This window comes from Microcoleus vaginatus HSN003 (assembly GCF_022701255.1).
In the GTDB taxonomy this organism is placed as follows: Bacteria; Cyanobacteriota; Cyanobacteriia; order Cyanobacteriales; family Microcoleaceae; genus Microcoleus; species Microcoleus vaginatus_B.
The window spans coordinates 3562295-3582143 of record NZ_CP031705.1 but is presented as its reverse complement, the minus strand read 5'-3'; the positions used below and the strand labels follow the sequence as shown (position 1 = coordinate 3582143).

Annotated in this window: 16 protein-coding genes; 12 read left to right on the top strand and 4 right to left on the bottom strand. The window is 46.7% G+C overall.

From position 1 onward, the window contains the following. Positions 1-279: 279 nt before the first annotated feature. A complete protein-coding gene (lepA, locus tag D0A37_RS15505; RefSeq protein ID WP_242715639.1) occupies positions 280-2094 on the bottom strand; it encodes a translation elongation factor 4 in 1815 nt (604 codons plus the stop codon). A gap of 327 nt (positions 2095-2421) precedes the next feature. Between lepA and D0A37_RS15500 the strand changes: the two genes are divergently transcribed. From D0A37_RS15500 to D0A37_RS15490, 3 genes are all read left to right on the top strand, one after another. After that, the gene (locus tag D0A37_RS15500) at positions 2422-2649 is read left to right on the top strand and encodes a type II toxin-antitoxin system CcdA family antitoxin (protein WP_006632513.1); all 228 of its coding nucleotides are present in this window, start codon (positions 2422-2424) and stop codon (positions 2647-2649) included. Between the two features lie 564 nt (positions 2650-3213). Then, positions 3214-5109, top strand: coding sequence for an ATP-binding protein (locus tag D0A37_RS15495; protein ID WP_242715637.1), 1896 nt, complete (start codon positions 3214-3216; stop codon positions 5107-5109). Between the two features lie 767 nt (positions 5110-5876). Further along, positions 5877-6686, top strand: a complete 810-nt coding sequence (locus D0A37_RS15490; RefSeq protein WP_242715635.1) for a GAF domain-containing sensor histidine kinase — start codon at positions 5877-5879, stop codon at positions 6684-6686. Between the two features lie 309 nt (positions 6687-6995). Here the strand turns inward: D0A37_RS15490 and D0A37_RS15485 are convergent, their stop codons facing one another. Both D0A37_RS15485 and D0A37_RS29055 read right to left on the bottom strand, forming a co-directional pair. Next, positions 6996-8534, bottom strand: a complete 1539-nt coding sequence (locus D0A37_RS15485; RefSeq protein WP_242715633.1) for a PAS domain S-box protein — start codon at positions 8532-8534, stop codon at positions 6996-6998. Between the two features lie 17 nt (positions 8535-8551). Continuing rightward, on the bottom strand, positions 8552-8686 hold the full coding sequence (locus tag D0A37_RS29055) for a hypothetical protein (RefSeq protein ID WP_278187072.1): 135 nt from the start codon (positions 8684-8686) through the stop codon (positions 8552-8554). Positions 8687-8854: 168 nt separating this feature from the next. Here D0A37_RS29055 and D0A37_RS15480 point away from each other — a divergent pair, with 168 nt between their 5' ends. From D0A37_RS15480 to D0A37_RS15450, 7 genes are all read left to right on the top strand, one after another. Continuing rightward, positions 8855-9505, top strand: coding sequence for a DUF3386 domain-containing protein (locus D0A37_RS15480; RefSeq protein WP_242715632.1), 651 nt, complete (start codon positions 8855-8857; stop codon positions 9503-9505). 278 nt (positions 9506-9783) lie between these two features. Beyond that, positions 9784-10020, top strand: coding sequence for a NifU family protein (locus D0A37_RS15475; RefSeq protein WP_006632519.1), 237 nt, complete (start codon positions 9784-9786; stop codon positions 10018-10020). A gap of 213 nt (positions 10021-10233) precedes the next feature. Further along, positions 10234-12480: a glycoside hydrolase family 57 protein gene (locus D0A37_RS15470; protein WP_242715631.1), complete on the top strand. Its 2247-nt coding sequence runs from the start codon at positions 10234-10236 to the stop codon at positions 12478-12480. Positions 12481-12840: 360 nt separating this feature from the next. Next, positions 12841-15408 (top strand): PAS domain S-box protein, encoded by a 2568-nt coding sequence (locus D0A37_RS15465; protein WP_242715630.1) that lies wholly within the window; start codon positions 12841-12843, stop codon positions 15406-15408. 361 nt (positions 15409-15769) lie between these two features. Continuing rightward, positions 15770-16162: a response regulator gene (locus D0A37_RS15460; protein WP_242715629.1), complete on the top strand. Its 393-nt coding sequence runs from the start codon at positions 15770-15772 to the stop codon at positions 16160-16162. Positions 16163-16623: 461 nt separating this feature from the next. Next, on the top strand, positions 16624-16842 hold the full coding sequence (locus tag D0A37_RS15455) for a hypothetical protein (RefSeq protein ID WP_242715628.1): 219 nt from the start codon (positions 16624-16626) through the stop codon (positions 16840-16842). 106 nt (positions 16843-16948) lie between these two features. After that, positions 16949-17161, top strand: a complete 213-nt coding sequence (locus tag D0A37_RS15450) for a hypothetical protein (RefSeq protein ID WP_242715626.1) — start codon at positions 16949-16951, stop codon at positions 17159-17161. A gap of 197 nt (positions 17162-17358) precedes the next feature. Here the strand turns inward: D0A37_RS15450 and D0A37_RS15445 are convergent, their stop codons facing one another. Continuing rightward, on the bottom strand, positions 17359-17502 hold the full coding sequence (locus tag D0A37_RS15445; RefSeq protein ID WP_006632525.1) for a CAB/ELIP/HLIP family chlorophyll-binding protein: 144 nt from the start codon (positions 17500-17502) through the stop codon (positions 17359-17361). 695 nt (positions 17503-18197) lie between these two features. On the opposite strand from D0A37_RS15445, the gene D0A37_RS15440 reads away from it, so the two are divergent. Both D0A37_RS15440 and rnc read left to right on the top strand, forming a co-directional pair. Further along, positions 18198-18701, top strand: a complete 504-nt coding sequence (locus D0A37_RS15440; protein WP_242715625.1) for an NYN domain-containing protein — start codon at positions 18198-18200, stop codon at positions 18699-18701. A 373-nt stretch (positions 18702-19074) separates the two neighbouring features. Beyond that, positions 19075-19788 (top strand): ribonuclease III, encoded by a 714-nt coding sequence (gene rnc / locus D0A37_RS15435; RefSeq protein ID WP_190739146.1) that lies wholly within the window; start codon positions 19075-19077, stop codon positions 19786-19788. The last annotated feature ends 61 nt before the right edge of the window (positions 19789-19849 follow it).

Below are 19849 nucleotides of genomic sequence, written 5' to 3'. Positions count from 1 at the left end.
TTGTCAGGGGATGCTTCCAGGTTCTTTTTTTCAGAAACTCTCGACTGCTGCCGTTACCGGGACGACATCTACGCAGTGCAATTTCAATGTAAAGTTTTCGCCTTTGTTCGGGAAGCTTTAGATTTAACATGATTAAATAACATTTCGATAATTATACCCGACATTTTACACCATTTTAATTTAAGCCTTTTAGGGACGGGCAAGATGCCCGTCCCACAATAAAACTCACTCTTTGTGCAACAGGCCCGAAAGCCTGTTCCTGACAAAAAGCCACACAGATTACGAATCTCGATCGAGCTTCAGCACAGCCATAAAAGCTTCCTGCGGCACATCCACAGTACCCACAGACTTCATCCGCTTCTTACCCTTCGCCTGCTTTTGCAGCAACTTCTTCTTCCGCGAAATATCGCCACCGTAACACTTCGCCAACACATCCTTCCGCAAAGCCGGAATGTGCTCCGAAGCAATCACCTTCGCACCAATTGTCGCTTGAATCGGCACCTTAAATTGATGGCGAGGAATCAACTCCTTCAGTTTTTCCGTCAACCCGCGGCCCACATTGTAAGCCTTATCGCGGTGTACGATCATCGCCAAAGCATCAACCGGATCGCCATTAATTAAAATGTCCATTTTCACTAACGGATTTTCGCGATAACCGATGAGGTGATACTCCATGCTCGCATAGCCGCGCGATCGCGATTTCATCTGGTCAAAAAAGTCCGTCACCACCTCCGCCAAAGGCAACTCGTAAACCAGCGTAGTTCGGCCTTGACTCAGATACTTCATATCCATAAAAATGCCCCGGCGACTTTGAGACAGTTCCATCAGCGCGCCCACATAAGTTTCCGGCGACAGCATTTCTACCCGCACATAAGGTTCCTCAATTTTCTCGCGATACTGAGGATCGGGCAAGTGGCTGGGATTGTCAATTGTTAACACTTCCCCTTTAATTGTTGTGATTTGATAAACCACAGAAGGAGCCGTAACAATCAAATCCAAATTGTATTCTCTCTCCAGTCTTTCTTGCACAATTTCCATGTGCAGCAAACCCAAGAAACCGCAGCGGAAACCAAATCCCATTGCACTTGAAGTTTCCGGTTCGTAAGAAAGCGCCGCATCGTTGAGTTCGAGTTTTTCTAAAGCTTCCCGCAAATCGGGAAATTGGTCAGCATCGATCGGGAACAAGCCGCAAAAAACCATCGGTTTTGCTTCTGTATAACCCGGCCAAGGCTCCGGTGCAGGCTTTTTGACCAAAGTAATCGTATCGCCAACGCGAGCATCAGCTACGGCTTTAATTGCCGCGCCCAGATAACCAACTTCCCCGGCGTGCAGTTCGTCTACTTGAACTTGAGTCGGTGAAAGGATGCCTAATTCATCGATGACATATTCCTTACCCGAAACCATCAACAAAACTCGATCGCCCTTTTTGACACTTCCGTCCATCACCCGGAAATACACAATTACCCCGCGATAAGCGTCGTAATAACTGTCAAAAATTAGCGCCCGCAGCGGTTTGTCAACAGTATCCTGCGGCGGTGGCACCAATTCGACGATCGACTCCAAAATCTCATCTATACCAATTCCTTCCTTCGCCGAAGCCTCAATCGCCCCGCTACAGTCCAGACCGATAATTTCTTCAATTTCCCCTTTTACCCGTTCCGGTTCTGCCCCCGGCAGGTCAATTTTATTTAAAACTGGAATAATTTCCAAATTGTTTCCCAAGGCAAGGTAGACATTTGCCAGGGTTTGTGCTTCCACGCCTTGAGATGCGTCTACCACCAGCAGCGCCCCTTCGCAAGCAGCGAGCGATCGCGACACCTCGTAAGAAAAGTCCACGTGTCCGGGAGTGTCGATCAGATTCAGCACGTACTCCTGACCGTCCTTGGCAGTATAATTCATCCGAGCCGCTTGCAGCTTGATCGTAATGCCGCGTTCGCGTTCGAGATCCATATTGTCTAAAAACTGCTCCTTCATCTCCCGTGCCTGCACAGTCCCAGTCGCCTGCAACAGGCGATCGGCCAAGGTCGATTTTCCGTGGTCGATGTGAGCAATAATCGAAAAATTACGAATGCGAGATACAGGGACGTTAGTCATGTTTTTTATCTAAGAGCTAATCGGCAAAGGATACTTTTTGTTGTATGATTACACAAGCAAGAGTCGAGTGCTTACTTCAACCTCTTACTGGGGATTGAGATGAAACCACAACTGAGGCAAACCTCAAGAGTATCAGTTATTAGCCTTTCAAGTGTCCGACCGAGCCAGGACACCCAAAAGGAAAAAACTTTTCTCTCTCTCATTGTACAGAAAGCGGTTAAGCGGTTGAGGAAAGGTTGGGTGCAAATCAGGGACTTCAAATATCTAGTCCAGTCGGTTGTCCTGAAAAGAATTGAAACTTAAGAATTAAAACTAGGATTTTTAACTATGAGCGAATCAAGAATACCTTCCCACAGTTCGTCAGAAAAAGTCGAACTGTCTATCCATATCGATTCTGAACTGCTAGACCAAATTAAGCACTTGACGAATGACCCCAGTAAAGTCATTGAAACAGCAATCAAGCAGTGGCTCAGAGGTGAGCGCCGCGAAGACGAACTGGCTCTGGGTTTGCGCCGCAACCCCCCAGTCCCGCCGCGTGGTGAATGGAACGACTGAGGTGCTCTGGCCGTAGACGGCGCGCGCAAATCTGCGGGCTGTGAAATTTAGATCGCGCGGGCGATCTCCTGCAGATTTCGTGGCTAAAGCTACAGGTGGTGGGCAAGTGAACTCGGCTAAATCACAACCTCGGAACTATTTCAGGTGAGGGAAAAAATGCGTGAGCCATTCCCTGACTAGAGTTGTTCGCAGCCTCATATTTTGGCGTAATTTTCACACTTGATAGTTAATCGGTGCAGATTCCTAATTTCTCAATCTTAATTTTTATCTTTAAATTACCCAAAACGGCCGAGAACGAATAGTTTTGAGTTTTGAGTTGAGTTCAGAATTAAATAATTAATATTTGATGAGTTCATTAATCAGTCAAAAGTCAATAGTAGAAGCCTAAAGTTTTTGCAAATTGTGGTTTTTGAGCGATTAATATTTTAATTAAAAAGCCAACAACTTTTTAAGTGATTAATAACTCAAAAATTAACAGTAGAAGCCCCAAACAATGGAGAGTATTGAGTTCTTTATTAAAAACTCAATACTCCAAAATCCGAACTACTTTCATCCCCTACTCTGATGGACTCTAACACAGATTTCCGGCGATCGAGCCTCGCCTCTACAGTTTTTTTTCAAGAGTTAGGGGCAGAATTAGTATTTACCCAAGACGCCTCTGGTCGATATCTATCTTTTTATTGGCAAAAAGCCGAGCAGTACAACCTTACAGCAGAACAAATTGTCGATCGCCCCCTCAGCGAAACCCTGCAACCCATCCCCCCTGCGCCTTATCTCGATATCCTGCGGCGAGCGCTCGAAACCCTCGTACCGCAACGGTTCAGCTATCCATTTGGCCACGCCGGACAATATTTTCTCTTCGATATGACACTTACTCCGGCGATCGACTCAAACGGCAAAGCTGCAAAAGTCTTAGTTATGGGAAGGTTGCTGTCTGACAAACCCACAGACAAACGGCCAGACTCCCCAGAATTTATGCTCTATCGAGCTGTGCCATCCCCCTGGGACGCCCGCCAACAAATGTCGCTTCCAGCGAGCCGTATCCCCGCTCGATCGCTCCCTCCCTACTCGGAAATCGACCGTAAAATCATCTCCCAAATCGCTCAAAACCTGCACAAAACCCTCGATCTCGACACTATTTGGCAGCAAACTGTTAACAGCTTGGGGCAAGTTTTGAACGCGAGTCGCTGCATCATCTGTTCCTACAAAAAAGACAGCGAAAATCTCGAAACCTCCCCCTTCCTTGCCTCGGAAAATCAGCAAAAATCGACCGCAGCAGCCGAATTACAACAGTCAATAGCTAGGAACCCCTCGCTCCGGATTTCCCCCACTCAAATCGAAAATCTCCAATCAAAAACTTTTAAAGTAGTAGCTGAATACCGCCAAGAAGCTTACTCTTCTATGCTGGGATTAGAACTGCGCGCAGCCGAACAGCCAGGGTGGATTCAAACTTTAGCCACCTTAAAACCAGTAGCAGTCGATTACGCCTCCCCCGCCGCCGATCCCTTCCAGCGCCATTCGGTGCTCGTAGCAGCTACCTCCTATGAAGACCAACCCAATGCACTGATATGTTTGCACCGCTGCGGCAGTTCCCCGAAATGGAGTCATGTCGAACTCGAATTCGCCCGCGAGTTAGTAGCTCAAGTCGGCAGTGCGATCGCCCACGCTACACTTTACCAAGAATTAGAACAGGCCCGCGCCGAAGCCGTGGCTCTTTCCCAACTTAAAAGTCAATTTCTTGCTAATACTTCTCATGAACTCCGCACCCCCCTCAACGGCATCCTCGGCTTCCTAAAACTGCTTGTGGACGGCATGGCAGATGACCCCGAAGAAGCGCACCAATTTATCGAAGAAGCTTACCGCTCCGCAGTACATTTGTTCAATGTGATTAACGATATTTTGGATATCGCTAAAATCGAAGCGGGCAAAATGGAGTTAGACCTCGCTCCCGTCAAACTCGGTGAACTGTTGCAACAAGTTGAGAATTTTACACGGGTTCAAGTCGAGCAAAAGCGATTGCAATTTCAAATCCAAAAACCCGCTGTGGAGGACGAGATTATTTTGTATGGCAACTACCAACGCCTGCTTCAAGTAATCTTGAACCTCACGGGCAATGCAATTAAATTTACCGGGGAAGGGGGAATTCGTATCAGTGCTGAAGTTATTAAGAAAAAGGTGACTCTTAACAACCTGCAGTTCCCCGGAATGGTGAAAATCCGAGTTGCTGATACTGGGATTGGGGTTTCTCTCGACAAGCAAGATAAATTATTTGAGTCGTTTTTTCAGGTGGACGGCGATCGTACCAGGCAATACGGCGGCACAGGTTTGGGATTGGCTATTTCTCAAAAACTGGTAGAAGCAATGGGCGGTACAGTAAATTTTTACAGTATGGGGGAAGGACTCGGATCGACTGTTACTTTTACTGTGCCGCTTTATCAAGAACCACTATTTAAAAATTAATCATCGGTAATTGATCATCAGTAATTGGTCATCGGGACGTTGAAGGAATCAGGAATCAGGAATCAGCAAAAATTAAGAAGCAAGAGCGAATCAGGAAGCCGAAAAAAAACTGCTATAGCGGTTCTCAACTTTCGTGAGGTACTCGCTAGCTTTCTTACCAATTACCAATTATCAAACTGTACCTTACTCACTTAAAAATTGCTATATTCCTGTCTTCGTAAGTTCCGTTGCGTGAATAAAGGTCATCGATAATTGGTAATTATCCTACCAACACAGTTCGATCGCCCACCAGCGTATCAATTTTGACTTTTATGCGTCGCCCAGCTCCCTCCCTGGGAGTTTTGCACTCATATTGATCACCCACGCCACTTCCGATCCCCACCCAGAATTAGCATAAATCAAATCCGGGGCATACGGATAACAGCTCATCTTTAATCTGTCGGCTGGCAGTTCACACGTCCTAGTAAACCCCCACAAACCGCCAACTTTACAAGAACTTAATGCCTACTTTTAGCACTAATTCAGCTTCCCAATCCCCTACTGTAAAGGGTTTTTAAGAAAACAGGACGCTCTCCCTTCTATGTGAAAATCATAAAGATCTTGTAAAGACTCCGCAACTACTTAGTAATGTTTGACGACCTGTGGCAATATTTAAGTAGAATTACGTAATCCATAAGTCCGAGGGCGGCCGTCTGGCAAATTAAGTAAATTCCTGCTCTGTTGCCGGAGTGGTAAACTTTTGCCAGTCTAGTAGAAAAAGGGTTGCTATGAATCAGCAAATATCAGCTCAATCGCAAAAGCTTTTACTCCAAATTGGCAGAAATATTCGTCGAACCTTGGATCTCAATACCATCTGGCAGCAAACAGTTAACAGTCTGGGAGAAACACTAGGCGTCAGCCGCTGTATCCTTTGTCCCTATGAAAGTTCTAGCCTGCAAGTCAAAGTAGGTGCTGAATACTGCCAAGAACCATTTTTACCGATGCTGGGAATGGAAATCTCGCTCACAGCAGCACCTCATTTCCTTCAAGCTCTAGCCACCCTCGAACCGGTGGTAGTAGAGTCCTTTGCAGCCAATGACCCTTTTGGGCCGCAGTCGTTGCTAGTCGTGGCTACCGCTTATCAAGAGCAACCTAACGGCATAATTAGCTTGCATCGGTGCGAAAGCCGATCGTCTGGGAAGGGTAATGCCGATCGACCTTGGACTCAATGCCAGATTGAATTCGCACAAGAACTTGCCGATCAAGTAGGAAGTGCGATCGCCCTCGCCACCCTGTACCAAGAGCGCAGCAAGCGAGTACAAGGACTATCTCAGCTCAAAAAGCAATTTTTGTTGAAGGCGTCCCACGAGCTCCGCACCCCCCTAAATCACATCATCGGCTATCTACAACTAACCATAGACGACCAAGCTGACGACCCGATCGAGGAGAGAGATTTTATCCAAGAAGCTCACCGTTCGGCTATCCACCTTTCTCAGGTAATTTCCAATATCTTAGATTACATTGAGTTAAGCGAAGCTTGCCAAACTCACGCAGAGTTAGCCACTTTTAGGAGTCAGGAGAAATCAGGGCCTCAGTAAAGATTAGAGTGGCGTATTCAACAAATCGAGTATTTACCGTCCCGAAAAGTATTACGTAGGGAAAATCTGAGACTTTATCGATAGATTCTCTCAATAAATTCTGTAGCTAGTTAATCATTTTGTTTTAGGTAATTAGAGTTTTATAGAACATAGTATACCCACCTACTACAGGTAGTAGCCCAGTATATTTATTCGAGTATGTCCGCGCGAACGACTCCCATCAAATAGCTTATTTTACCGCAAATAATATTTCCAGCATAAGACCGCAGTTTCACACTCTTAATGTTTTTAAGTTTTGCTTTAATAGAACTACCGCTCACCCTTTTTTTTCGGAGTTTTTGGAGGGCTGACATAGCGCGCCCAAAAAGGCTCCTCCATATCTTTCATCGCTGCTAGTTTTTTGCGCTCTTCCTCTATGCGCTTGCGTTCTGAAAGATCAGAAAATATGTTGATACTGCCGAGAGTCTGGCCGCCCGCATCTCGCACGCGTGCGGCCCAAAGCCAAACATCGATCGAACTACCGTCTTTTTTCAACAAAGATATTTCCAAACCGTTTTGCGGTTTGCCATTAGACGCAGACTTTAGCAGCGCGTAAAAATCTTGCTTTTGGCCTTCAGGAATATTCGGTAAAGGTTTCCCTAAAACCTCAGCCGCAGTCCACCCAAAAAGTTGTTCGGCGGCGCGGTTCCAAACAACGGTATTGCCGTCATTGCTAGTACAGTTAATCGCCAGTGGCGCCGATGCTATCTGGGCTTGCAAAACTTGGTTAACGAGTTGCAGTTTCAATTCTACTTGCTTGCGATCGGTAATTTCCTGACAAGCGCCCCACAAACGGACAACCCGTTCAGCAGTTTTGTCCCACACCACTTGCCAATAGTCCCGCACCCAGCGCACCTCGCCTTTTTGATTAATAATGCGATACTCATTGGCTCCAGTGCGGCTGAAATTACAGCCTTCTAACTGTTTAATTAACATTTCCCTGTCGTCGGGATGAACGAGTTCCGAGTTCCACCAACCAAACGATTCTAATTCTTCAGGAACGATCCCGGTGCAGCGCTCAAAAGCTTCTGTCGCCCACTCGCAGGCAAACTTGCCGTCGGGCAGTCCCTTAAAAGAATAGGCAAAATCCGAAGTAATTTGCGACATAACTCTGTAGTGGAGTTCCGACTCTCGGACTGCGATTTCGGCTTGCTTTCGTTCCCCTATTTCCCGCGAATTAATTATAATTCCCTGCACGCTAGAATCATAAAGCAAACTGTTACCTATCGACTCCATGTAGATCCAAGAACCGTCAGCGTGGCGTTTCCGATATTCGATTGCCCCCCCAATTCCGGGAGATTCTAACAACTTACCAAAATACCCCTGCCAAGCCAGTAAATCGTCTGGATGGATTAACTCGCCGTGAAATTTGCCAATTCTTTCTTCTGGGTTGTAACCCAAAAGCCGCTGTAGAGATCCGCTGTGGTATCGAACTCGCCCGTCGGAGCCAACAATGCTAATTAGATCGGGAGAATTACGCAGCATAGCTTGCTGTTTGGCTTCACTTTTAGTTAATGCCTGAGTGTCCCTGCGATGCTGGCTGGTTTGTTTTTCCAACTCCTCCCGTAGTTGTCTAATTTGCCCTACTTGCTGGGCTACAGTGCGTTCCAAGAGGCGATTATTTTTTTCTATTTCAACCAGCTTTGCGGCGTTATTTGTGGCGCTTTCAAACAAGCGGCTGCCTGCTATTTCCTGTAGAGAATTTGATAAATCTTCCAAAATTTTTGTGAAAATTGCCTGTTGCGGGGGTGGCAATTCCCTAGCTTGTTCCTGCAATGTTTCTAAGTGTTTGTAGACAGTTTCTAGCATTTTATTAAGGGGGGAATCTAATAGTTGCCTGCGGGTGCAACCCCTAAAAAGCGGACACAAGTTTTTTCAACATAACCCATAACTAAAACTGGTGTCTGGCGATCGCCCGATCGCGCTCTCAATAACCAGGCATTTGGGGACTTTATTTTCAAATCATAGCAACCGATAGAGAAAGTAAATTCTTGTTGCGCCCTAATTGCCAGCCCAGCAGCACCCCCAACAAGTGCTCGCCAGGAGTGCGGGTAACTCCCCTACCCAGTGAATGTGGGGCTTCTCGCGGTTAAGCTAAACTAGATGGGTGTCAAGAGAAAGAGGGATTTATGACAGAGCAAGCCAACGCTCGCGATTTGTTTCGCGCTGCTTACGAACACCGCTATACCTGGGATGCCAATTTTCCCGGTTACAGTGCCGATATTGAACTCAAACAGGGCGACGAAGTATATACGGGTCATGTTTCTATCAAACCCGACATGAGCGTGGAAGTCAGCGGCATTGAAGATGAGGAAGTGCAGCAAAGCGTCTACACCCAAATGCGCGATATTGTCACCCACCGCAAACGCTCGACATTTGAAAAATCTCACGGCAAAAATAGCTTCACCCTGGGCGAGACGGACAGCACCGACGCTGTGGACATCTTGGTGCAAGGCGACTCAATGGGCTCGAATTATAAAATCCGAGGTCTCTCAATTTGTCAAGTCAGCCGGGTGATGGGCCGCATGGCTTTCGTAATTGACACGCACAAAAGCTTAGAGACTCCCGAAGGTTCTTTGGCTAGCCACTACGATGCCGTTTTCCGCAACCCCCAAACAGACGAAATCATCAGAGAACTTGAATTTGAAGATACCTTTGAGAAGGTAGGCGACTATTATGTCATGACCAAGCAAGTAGTTCGAGCCAAAGAAAAAGGTCAACAGACAACAACCGAGTTCAACTACTCCAACGTCAAACTGCTAGAACCAGCAGTAGTGTAGCGCCATCAAAAACCCGATTTCTTAAATAAAACGGGTTTTTTTGGTTAACGTATGAGAATCAACTTGATTTAGCAACAACTAACGCTACGATCGAACGAGAGAGCGAATTCAGATCGAGCATCAGCGTGACAGAAACCAGGTTTACTGCAGCTAGCTCATCTGAGTACGCAAGTCTTTTTTCAAGAAACCCGGTTTCTTAAATCTCGCGCGGTTGAGAATGCTGCCCTTGGCTCAAATCGAACACAATCAACTGCAAGAAATCATCACAGAGGCGAAATATGACACTAGCACTAACCAGAGATAACGTCGAAACAGTTCTCGATGAAATGCGCCCCTACCTGATATCCGACGGCGGCAACGTCGAACTCGTAGAAATCGACGGCCCAGTCGTACACCTGAGACTGCAAGGAGCTTGCGGCTCTTGCCCGAGTTCCACCATGACTCTGAGAATGGGCATTGAACGCCGTCTGCGCGAGGCCATCCCAGAAATTGCCGAAGTCGAACAGGTAATGTAATTAGTTAGTTGACAGTTGACAGTTGACGGTTGACGGTTGACGGTTGACGGTTGACGGTTGACAGTTGACTGTTGACTGTTACCAATTACCAGTTAACAGTTGACAGTTGACTGTTACCAAATTTAATTACCAATTACCAATTACCCAATTTAATTACCAATTACCAATTACCAATTACCAAATTCAATTACCAATTACCAATTACTAAGTTCAATGTCTCACCCCCTTTATGTAGCCTTCATCTGGCACCAACACCAACCACTCTACAAATCCCGAGTATCAACTAGCACAGCAGCAGCCGATTACCGACTGCCTTGGGTACGCTTGCACGGAGTCAAAGACTACTTGGATTTAGTTCTCCTGCTGGCAAAATATCCCAAGCTGCATCAAACTGTAAACCTGGTTCCTTCCTTGATTTTGCAGATAGAAGACTGCATAGCAGACAAAGCATTAGACCCTTACTTGGCGGTGACATTAAAGCCAACAGAAACTTTAAACATCGCAGAACAAGAGTTCATTTTAGAACACTTCTTTGACGCCAATTACCACACCCTGATTCAGCCGCATCCCCGCTACGCTCAACTCTACACTCAGCGGCAGGAAAAAGGCATTCAGTGGTGTTTGGCAAACTGGAAATTGCAGGATTTTAGCGACTTGCTGGCGTGGCACAATTTAGCTTGGATTGACCCGCTGTTTTGGGACGACCCCGAGATTGCAGGGTGGCTCAAACAAGGACAAAATTTTAGTTTGGTAGACAGAAAAAACATCTACTCAAAACAAAAAGAAATCCTCGCTCGCATCATTCCCCAGCACCGTAAAATGCAAGCTGAGGGACAATTGGAAGTCTCCACAACCCCCTACACACACCCGATTTTACCGCTGCTTGCCGACACCAACGGCGGTCGCATAGCCATTCCAAACATGACGCTGCCACAACACAGGTTTCAGTGGGAAGAAGATATTCCCCGACACCTGAGAAAAGCCTGGGAAATGTATCAAGACCGGTTTGAGTGCCAACCGCGCGGTTTGTGGCCCTCGGAACAAGCAGTCAGTCCGGAAATTTTGCCCTACATTGCCAAACAAGGCTTTAAATGGATCGTCTCGGACGAAGCAGTATTGGGGTGGACAATTAAACACTTTTTCAACCGCGACGCGGCAGGGAATGTCTACGAACCAGAATTGTTATATCGCCCTTACCGTTTAGAAACTCCTGACGGCGATTTAGCCATAGTATTTAGAGACCACAGATTGTCCGACTTGATCGGGTTTACCTACGGTTCGATGGAACCGGAAAAAGCAGCATCAGATTTAGTTGGACACTTAGAAGCGATCGGCAGAACTCTCAAACATCGACAACCCGACGGCCAAACAGCTTTAGAAAATCCCTGGTTAGTTACGATCGCCCTAGACGGCGAAAATTGCTGGGAATTCTATCCCCAAGACGGCAAACCGTTCTTAGAATCCCTCTATCAAACTCTCAGCGACAATCCAGATATCAAATTAGTCACAGTCTCGGAATTTCTCGACAAATTCCCAGCAACCGAAACAATTCCCGCAGCCCAACTGCACACCGGTTCCTGGGTAGACGGTTCCCTCACAACTTGGATCGGCGATCCCGCGAAAAATCGCGCTTGGGACTTGTTAGGGCCCGCCAGACAAATGCTGGCAAACCATCCAGAGGCCACAGAAGAAAGCAACCCAGAAGCTTGGGAAGCGCTTTATGCGGCCGAAGGTTCCGACTGGTTCTGGTGGTTTGGCGAAGGCCACACATCGAACCAAGATGCCATGTTCGACCAGCTATTTCGTGAACACGTAGCGGGAATTTACGAAGCTCTCGGCGAGCCCGTACCCCCGGAAGTGCGCCGGCAAGTAGAGGTGCACGAGGTTCAAGGCGACCACCTGCCGCTGAGCTTTATTCACCCGGTGATTGACGGTATCGGCAACGAACAGGATTGGGACAAAGCGGGCCGGATTGAAGTTGGGGGAGCAAGGGGTACGATGCACCGAAGTTCGGCAATTCAGCGCCTTTGGTACGGGGTTGACCACTTGAATTTTTACGTTCGCGCCGACTTCAAAGTAGGGGTGCGGCCGGGAATTGATTGCCCGCAGCAGTTAAATTTGTTCTGGTTTTATCCCGATCACACAATGAACAACAGTCGGATTCCGCTGTCTGGTTTACCTGACGAAGCACCGCTAAACTATCGATACCACCATCAGTTAGAGATTAATTTGCTGACGAAATCGATTTGGTTTCAGGAAGCAGGAGAGGGCGATGAATGGCATCCCCGCATCAGCCGGGCCCAAGTAGGACTGGATAAATGTTTGGAGGTAGCAGTTCCCTGGGCGGATTTGCAGATTATGCCCGACTGGTCGCTGCGACTGATTGCGGTTTTATCGGAAGGGGAGCGTTACTCTACCTGTATGCCGGAAGATGCTTTGATTCCGATCGGAATGCCGTAAAAAGTCATCAGTCATTAGTCATTAGTCATTAGTCTGTAGGGGCGGGTTTCACCAGCAAAATAGAACTGACAACCCAAATAAATATAAACCCGCCCCCTGATTTAGTCCTTAGTCATTAGTCATTTTTTGAACCAACAAACAATTAAATAATTATCAAATTATATTAAATTTGGGCTTCAAGTCTGACTACCTAATACCTTGATCGTTTCGATCGCGTCCGGTCGATCGAGGGCTATAAAATTTGTTTGTAGTGAGGGATTCATCCCTCATAAAAAAGAGGACTTACGTCCTGACTCCCAAACATATAATGGTTAATTTACCGGACATTATATCATTAGTCATGGGGAAATTAACAAACTAATGAGCCGCATTTTACTCTTGGTCGATCGCCACCAACAACCTAATTTGCCGATCGCCCACCTCAACACCGAGCATGAGGTGATCGTACTCGATCGCGCTTTAGATCCCAACTCCGAATTTCCCTTTCCCCAAATCGCTTTTGACTTGTGCATTCTCGACGAGGCAAATTTCGAGCGTATCGGGCCACTGGTAGAATCATTAAAAGCTGCCGCCGAGCCGATATTTTTACCGTTTTTGCTTTTTAGTAAATCCCAAACGCCTGTTCTTTCTGAGCAGCCATTTTCGCCGCAGGCAAAACAACTCGATCGCAGAATAGACGATTTGATAGTAAGTCCCGCCGAACCCGCCCAACTGTACTTGCGGGTAGAGAATTTGTTGGCCCGCAGGCGGCTGTCGCTAGAACTCCACAGACTTCAAAAAGTAATAGAAGAACAGACTTTTACAGAAAGTTTATTAAAGGACTCGCTGCAAACGGCAAACGAAAACCTGCAACGGGAAATCGCCAAGCGGGCCGAGGTAGAAACTGCACTGCGAGAAAATTCCTACCTCAACTCGCTGATCAATGCCATGCCAGATATTGTCTGCTTCAAAGATGGCGAGGGCAGGTGGCTGGAGGCAAATCAAGCAATATTGGAAGTTTTCGGGCTAGAAAAAATAGACTATCGCGGTCTCAAAGATTCTCAGCTAGGAGAACTCAGCATTTTTTACCGCGAGGCCCTACAGGCGTGCGAGGTAAGCGATAGAGAAGCGTGGGAAAAAGGTATCCTTTCTAGGGGGGAAGAAATGATTCCCCGATCGGACGGTACTGTAAAAATTTACGATGTCATTAAAGTACCCGTATTTCACCCCGACGGTAGACGCAAAAGTATAGTGATTTTGGGTCGCGACATTACCGAACACAAGCAAACGAGAGACGAACTCGTGCGCTTGGCCTCGATTGTCGAGTCTTCCGACGATGGCATCGTCGGCAAAACCCTCGCCGGGACAATTCAGAGCTGGAACGCAGGAGCCGAGAAAATTTACGGCTACTGTGCGGCGGAAATCAAGGGGCAGTCGATCGAGATTTTAGCCATACCCGAACGCCCCAAGGAAATGCCCCAAATATTGGAAAATATTAGGGCGGGAGCCAGCATCGACCATTACGAAACCGTGCACTTGCGGAAAGACGGTCAACACATAGATGTGTCCCTGACGATTTCTCCGATTAAAGATGCCACTGGAGCGGTAACGGGCGTTTCCACCATCGCTCGCGACATCAGTGACAGCAAGCGAGTCGAACAAGCCTTTGAACAACTCCGTCACCAAACAGAAATGATTTTGTTCTCCGCCGGAGAAGGAATTTGCGGGTTGAACAAAGAGGGAAAAGTAACTTTTGTCAATCCTGCGGCGGTGAGAATGGCTGGGTGCGAATCGAAGCAATTGATCGATCGACCACTCTATGAAAGCTTACATCGTTCACGGGAAGAAGGCTCAAAGGCGATCGAGCAACTGTCACCTGCAACAAACGTCAATTCCGCCTCTGAACGGGTTCCACACTGCGCCGCACCGCAGGCGGGCAAACGGCTGTCTCAGCGGGTAAGTTCTCAAATTTTAGCCACCTTGGAAGACGGAGAGGCGCGGCGCGTCACCGATGAGGTTTTTTGGCGACGAGACGGCAGTAGTTTTCCGGTTGAGTACGTTGTCGCTCCGATGCGAGAACAAGGCGAAATTATTGGAGCTGTAGTGACTTTTAAAGATATCACGGAGCGGCTTGCCGTCGAGCGCATGAAAGATGAATTCATCTCTGTTGTCAGCCACGAACTGCGGACGCCCATGACATCGATTCACGGTGCTCTAGGCCTCCTCAACAGCGGCCTGCTGGACGCTTACCCCCAGAAAGCCAAGCGGATGCTGGAGATTGCTGTCACTAACACTGACCGTTTGGTGCGCTTGGTCAACGACATTCTAGATTTAGAGCGGATGGAGTCGAGTTACAGCACTGCTATCAAACAAACTTGCAATGTGGCTGAGCTGATGTTGCAGGCGGCTGACGAGATGCAGGGAATGGCTCAGCAGGCGGGAGTTACTCTGTCGGTGAAGCCTGTGGCGGCGCAATTGCAAGCTGTTCCCGATCGGCTAATTCAAGCCTTGACAAATTTACTCAGTAATGCTATAAAATTTTCTCCCTCCGGCGCTACGGTTTGGCTGAGCGGGGAGTTGAGCCACAATCCGGATGTGCCAGAAAAAGCAGGGCACAAGCCGATGTCGTCCCCGTCTTTGTTGTCTCCTGAGCGTGCCGCCGCCCATCCGCACTTGTCAGCGACGAGCTCGTGGTACATCATGATTGCTGTGAAAGACCAAGGGCGGGGTATTCCCGCAGACAAGCTGGAGATGGTCTTTGAACGTTTTCAACAGGTTGATGCTTCTGATTCTCGTCAGAAGGGAGGTACTGGTTTGGGGCTGGCTATTTGTCGCAGTATCGTGCAGCAGCACGGGGGGCGGATGTGGGTGGAGAGCGTTTTGGGGGAGGGCAGCACTTTTTTCTTAACTCTGCCTGTTTTAAGGGAGGGGCTTGCAACTGAAAGTTAATTTCTACTCATCAGGTGTAGCCAAAGTTAGTGATTTTGTGCAGATTGTTCGATCGAGTTCTCGACAAACAATCTCAGCCTTTTCTGCCGTTCGGGGATTGCAGGCAAAAAGCGGGATTTGAGGTCGAAAAGCGGCTTTTTTGGGTGGGATATTTTACAGCAACCGCGCCCGACGGTTAGGATGTTCTTAGTTGAAATCCTGCCGCGTGATGGCAACTTCGGTCTTCCTTGTTCATTCTTTCTTCAACATCTGCTCTACAGTTTTGAAAATTTACTGTAAAGTCCGATCTGGTAAGATAATTTGCTTTACAAAATATTCACATTTCGCCTCTAATGTGTGATCAGTTCTCATTCCTAAAAAAATGTTAATTTTGACTGCCAAGCGCATCTTGGTTATTGACGATGCGGAAGATATTCGGGAAGTAGCTCAAGTCAGTCTTGAACTGGTGGGGGGCTGGGAAGTCCTGACAGCGAGTTCGGGCCGCGAGGGCGTTGCTAAGGCTCTTGCCGAACAGCCTGATGCTATTCTATTGGACGTGATGATGCCCGACCAAGACGGGCCTACTACTTTTCTACAGTTACAAGCTAATAATGCTACGCAGCACATTCCGGTAATTTTATTGACAGCTAAGGCTCTGGCTGGGGACAGGCGGATGTTCGCGGATTTGGGGGTGGTGAGCGTGATTGCTAAGCCTTTTGAGCCGATGTTTTTGGCGGCTCAGGTCGCTGAGGCTTTGGGCTGGGAGCAAGAATAGATCGATCGCGCGCAGGGAATTGTGCAGCTTTTCAAGCAGTAGTTTGGCAGGCCAAGAGAGTTAAAAAAACTTGGTTTCTTTGGTATGGTTCCTGAGATCGAATCGGGTCGAGCGGGCAGGATATCTGTAGCGACTTAGGCGCCTTACCTTTCGTTCTGTCAGCTTAAGACTAAAAACCTCAGTCCGGTATCAGTTTCAACCCTGTCGGTCTTGGGGTGAAATTGATACCAATTAGGGAGGCCTAAGTCCCTATTGGTAGGCGCTTATTTAACCCTATTCGACCTCAGCCATGAACTGAATATTTCTGGGGATTTTTCGGACAAATATAAGCTGGTAGGAGTATTTTACTTTTTGTGACAACTCACTCGTCTTCATAAGTTCTTCAGGTTTTAGTTTTATGTTTAAGCAGAACGTCAGGGATCGCTCCTGACTGTTGGCAGACACATTAGGAGAAGACAACTATGCCCTCAGCTTACATTTTGCTACTAATAGTTTCTCTGGCAGCAGTCTGGATTTACTGGCAAACCTCTCAAGATATTTTTGTTCTTGTGGCTTGGGCCGGGATGGGTTGTTTTATTTGGGGTTTCTCTTGGGCTCCTTGGAGCGTTCAGCTTTTGATTGTAGTGTTACTGTTGGGCCTCCAAAAGCGCTACTTGCGCGACGCTCAAAGTTGTGAGTGAAAGAATTTTTTTATTGTTGTGTCTGGAGTTGAGATGCACCGGCACTCGTCAATCTTTGTAATGATTCGGTTATCGCTGCATTATCTTAAAAAAGGTTTAAAATATCATGAATAGTTGCCCTTGTTGCTCCTCTAAATTGCTCCGCCACGCTCGCCACAATCGCGTTTATTGGTTCTGCTCGCACTGCTGGCAGGAAATGCCGGATCTGTCGGAGATGATTTTAGGTAACGGTGCGGGAACTCACAAACGAGACGGTTTGGTGAAGGTTGCCACTTTGACTCCTAAATTGAGGATGTTTGATTCTGTAGAAATTGCTTAGTTTGCTGGAGTTAGTCTCGCCATAAAGAGGGAGACAGAAAAGATTTTTGATTGGATTATCTGTTGGATTTTTGGATATAAAATGCAAAAGCCCCCTTCCGTGTGAAGTGAAGGGGACTTATTCGCGGGGGGGCTTTTGCACTTGTGAAGGGGTCGATCGCCCGACAGAATTACAGCTATTGTATGCAGTTAAGCTGATTACATCAAACCGATTTGAGAGAGAATGCCTTGACCGGTGAGGAATTCGGTAGCTAAGCCGATAACGAAGCCCAACATTGCCAAACGGCCGTTCCAGGTTTCAGCAAACTCCGTGAAGCCCAACTTTGCGTCTTTGTTTTCCATGACCAGAAACCTCGTTTAATTTCAACCTTATGTAACTAAACTTAACACAACAGTACCAACTTTGCAACATATTTTTACATTTAGTGTTCAAATGCCGGAGATCAGCGCGATGGGCCCGCAGAGAGAGGGGCTCGCGGGGGGAGGAGGAGAGGGTTTTTATTGGGGGACGGGCGATCCGGTAAAGTGTATCAGGGCGATCGCTTTCAGGTTAGCGAAAACGTTGGTGAGATGTCTAAGAATGTAAGAAAATTATTTTGAGTGAACACTTGACATCCAATAATTAGAAGGCTAGCGTAAAAGCACAGCTCAAACTAAAGAGCGCATTCAAAATGAAGGAATGTTGATTGAGTCGTCTTAGCTACACGGTTTATAAAACTGGGGCAAGTTTCTAGCACCCCGTTGAGCGGAAAGTAAGTCTAATGTCGTTTTAACAAGTTGATAGAAGCTTGAGAAAATCGAAACATTATTGAGTTCCATTTCCCTTCAACGGGCTGCTACTAAACTCGTTCCAGTTCTGTAAACCCTGTAGCTAAGACGCTAATCAAATCCCTACAAAGTTACAGTGTTTTAGTGGTAACAGATTGTCTGGTTGGGGGAAGTTCGTTTATGAGCAAACCCACAGACAACACTCCATTAATGCTAGATGCGTGATATGTCGAGGCTGTCCAGCCCACCTAATTTTAGGAAATAATACAATGGCGGACAATCATCGAAGCACAGGAAAACAAAAAAGCCAGTTTCAGCGAGTTGCTATACTTTGGGATGGTCAGAACGTTCACTTAAAGCAAAATGAAGCTGCATTATTGGTCGATTTTGCCAAATCAAAAGGGCGTTTAGATTGCCCAAAGTTTTACTATAACTCGCAGAAGGAAAATCAAGTTGATGACAAAAATCGGCTAGAAAATCTGGGCTTTCAAGGCCTTGATGTCCCCTATTCAGACCCAGATAGTGCAGATAAACAATTGGTCTTTGACTGTATTAAACGAGTTGCAATTAAGCCTTCTCCTGAGATAATCATCCTAGTCTCAGGAGATAGGGACTTTGCAGGTTTAATCACTGTTTTGATGGCTTTGGGTAAAACAGTCATAGTTTTTGCACGGCGCCAAAGTGCCAACGAAAAACTGATTAACCTTGTTGGTGAGGATAACTTTCATGATGTAGACGAATTGTCTAGTTTGTGTGCAGGATTGAAACCGTAACTTGAAAATCAAAAAAAGTTATCAATAGAAGCAGATAAATTATCTGCTTGAAGCAACACAGCCCGCCAGGGAATGAATTCCCTGGCTAATAGCTAAAGTCGGTTAAAACCGACTGACCGTTAAAAAAAACACAATCTTCAGTCCTCTTCAGAGGACTTTAGCTATGAGCCAGGGGTTAAAACCCCTGGCGGTCTGACGGACTAACGGACTAATAGTATAACACCAAATATCTCTTAAATTTCACCTCACCGCCGATAGCAAAAATCCAGTTTATTTGATAAACTAGATTCTCCAAACTAACCGCTATTTGCGGCTATTTTATGTCCACCTAACACCACCAAAGTCCACAAAGAATAACCCTTACAAAATTCCTATGCCATTAACTAATCCAACACAAGAGATAGAAATAACCCTTCCCGAATTCCACCATGAAAAACTGCTGCGCCAAGCGCTCACTCACCGTTCATACGTCAACGAAAACCCCACATTCCGCGAAGAAGACAACGAACGCTTAGAATTTCTCGGCGATGCTTTGCTGACTTTTCTCAGCGGCGAATATCTCTATCAGCGTCACCCAGAAATGGGAGAAGACCAACTGACTCGCCGGCGTTCTGCATTAGTAGATGAAAAACAATTAGCCAGATTTGCTACTGAAATAGGTTTAGACTTAAAAATGCGGCTCGGCAAAGGAGCTTATAGAGAAGGTGGGATTACCAATCCAAATTTGCTCAGCAGCACTTTTGAAGCATTTATTGGTGCTTACTATCTCGACACGCAAGATATGGACAAAGTTCGCAACTTTGTGCAACAAATGTTTGATTCTGTTCCCGAAAATGTTGTGGAAACTCGATCGACTGTAGACTCGAAAAATCGCTTTCAAGAATGGGTACAAGCCAACGGTGACACGACTCCCCCCAAATACGTGACAGTCCAAGCAGGAGGTACACCCCACAAGCCGGAATTTCTGGCTAAAGTTTATGTCGCAGAGAAACTCTATGGAGAAGGTAAAGGCAAAAGCAAAAAAGATGCGGAGAAAAATGCGGCAGAAGATGCGCTAGCAAAGCTGAAAAAACGGGGACTGATCTAAACTTGAAAACATTGGTAAAAACTACTAGATTTTTTGTGCTATACAGGCCTTGGCTAAGCCC

Bases quoted from the DNA above. Each gene is read 5' to 3' on its own strand.
- lepA (WP_242715639.1), bottom strand. From the start codon at position 2,094: ATGACTAACGTCCCTGTATCTCGCATTCGTAATTTTTCGATTATTGCT.
- D0A37_RS15500 (WP_006632513.1), top strand. From the start codon at position 2,422: ATGAGCGAATCAAGAATACCTTCCCACAGTTCGTCAGAAAAAGTCGAA.
- D0A37_RS15495 (WP_242715637.1), top strand. From the start codon at position 3,214: ATGGACTCTAACACAGATTTCCGGCGATCGAGCCTCGCCTCTACAGTT.
- D0A37_RS15490 (WP_242715635.1), top strand. From the start codon at position 5,877: ATGAATCAGCAAATATCAGCTCAATCGCAAAAGCTTTTACTCCAAATT.
- D0A37_RS15485 (WP_242715633.1), bottom strand. From the start codon at position 8,534: ATGCTAGAAACTGTCTACAAACACTTAGAAACATTGCAGGAACAAGCT.
- D0A37_RS15480 (WP_242715632.1), top strand. From the start codon at position 8,855: ATGACAGAGCAAGCCAACGCTCGCGATTTGTTTCGCGCTGCTTACGAA.
- D0A37_RS15475 (WP_006632519.1), top strand. From the start codon at position 9,784: ATGACACTAGCACTAACCAGAGATAACGTCGAAACAGTTCTCGATGAA.
- D0A37_RS15470 (WP_242715631.1), top strand. From the start codon at position 10,234: ATGTCTCACCCCCTTTATGTAGCCTTCATCTGGCACCAACACCAACCA.
- D0A37_RS15465 (WP_242715630.1), top strand. From the start codon at position 12,841: ATGAGCCGCATTTTACTCTTGGTCGATCGCCACCAACAACCTAATTTG.
- D0A37_RS15460 (WP_242715629.1), top strand. From the start codon at position 15,770: ATGTTAATTTTGACTGCCAAGCGCATCTTGGTTATTGACGATGCGGAA.
- D0A37_RS15455 (WP_242715628.1), top strand. From the start codon at position 16,624: ATGCCCTCAGCTTACATTTTGCTACTAATAGTTTCTCTGGCAGCAGTC.
- D0A37_RS15450 (WP_242715626.1), top strand. From the start codon at position 16,949: ATGAATAGTTGCCCTTGTTGCTCCTCTAAATTGCTCCGCCACGCTCGC.
- D0A37_RS15445 (WP_006632525.1), bottom strand. From the start codon at position 17,502: ATGGAAAACAAAGACGCAAAGTTGGGCTTCACGGAGTTTGCTGAAACC.
- D0A37_RS15440 (WP_242715625.1), top strand. From the start codon at position 18,198: ATGGCGGACAATCATCGAAGCACAGGAAAACAAAAAAGCCAGTTTCAG.
- rnc (WP_190739146.1), top strand. From the start codon at position 19,075: ATGCCATTAACTAATCCAACACAAGAGATAGAAATAACCCTTCCCGAA.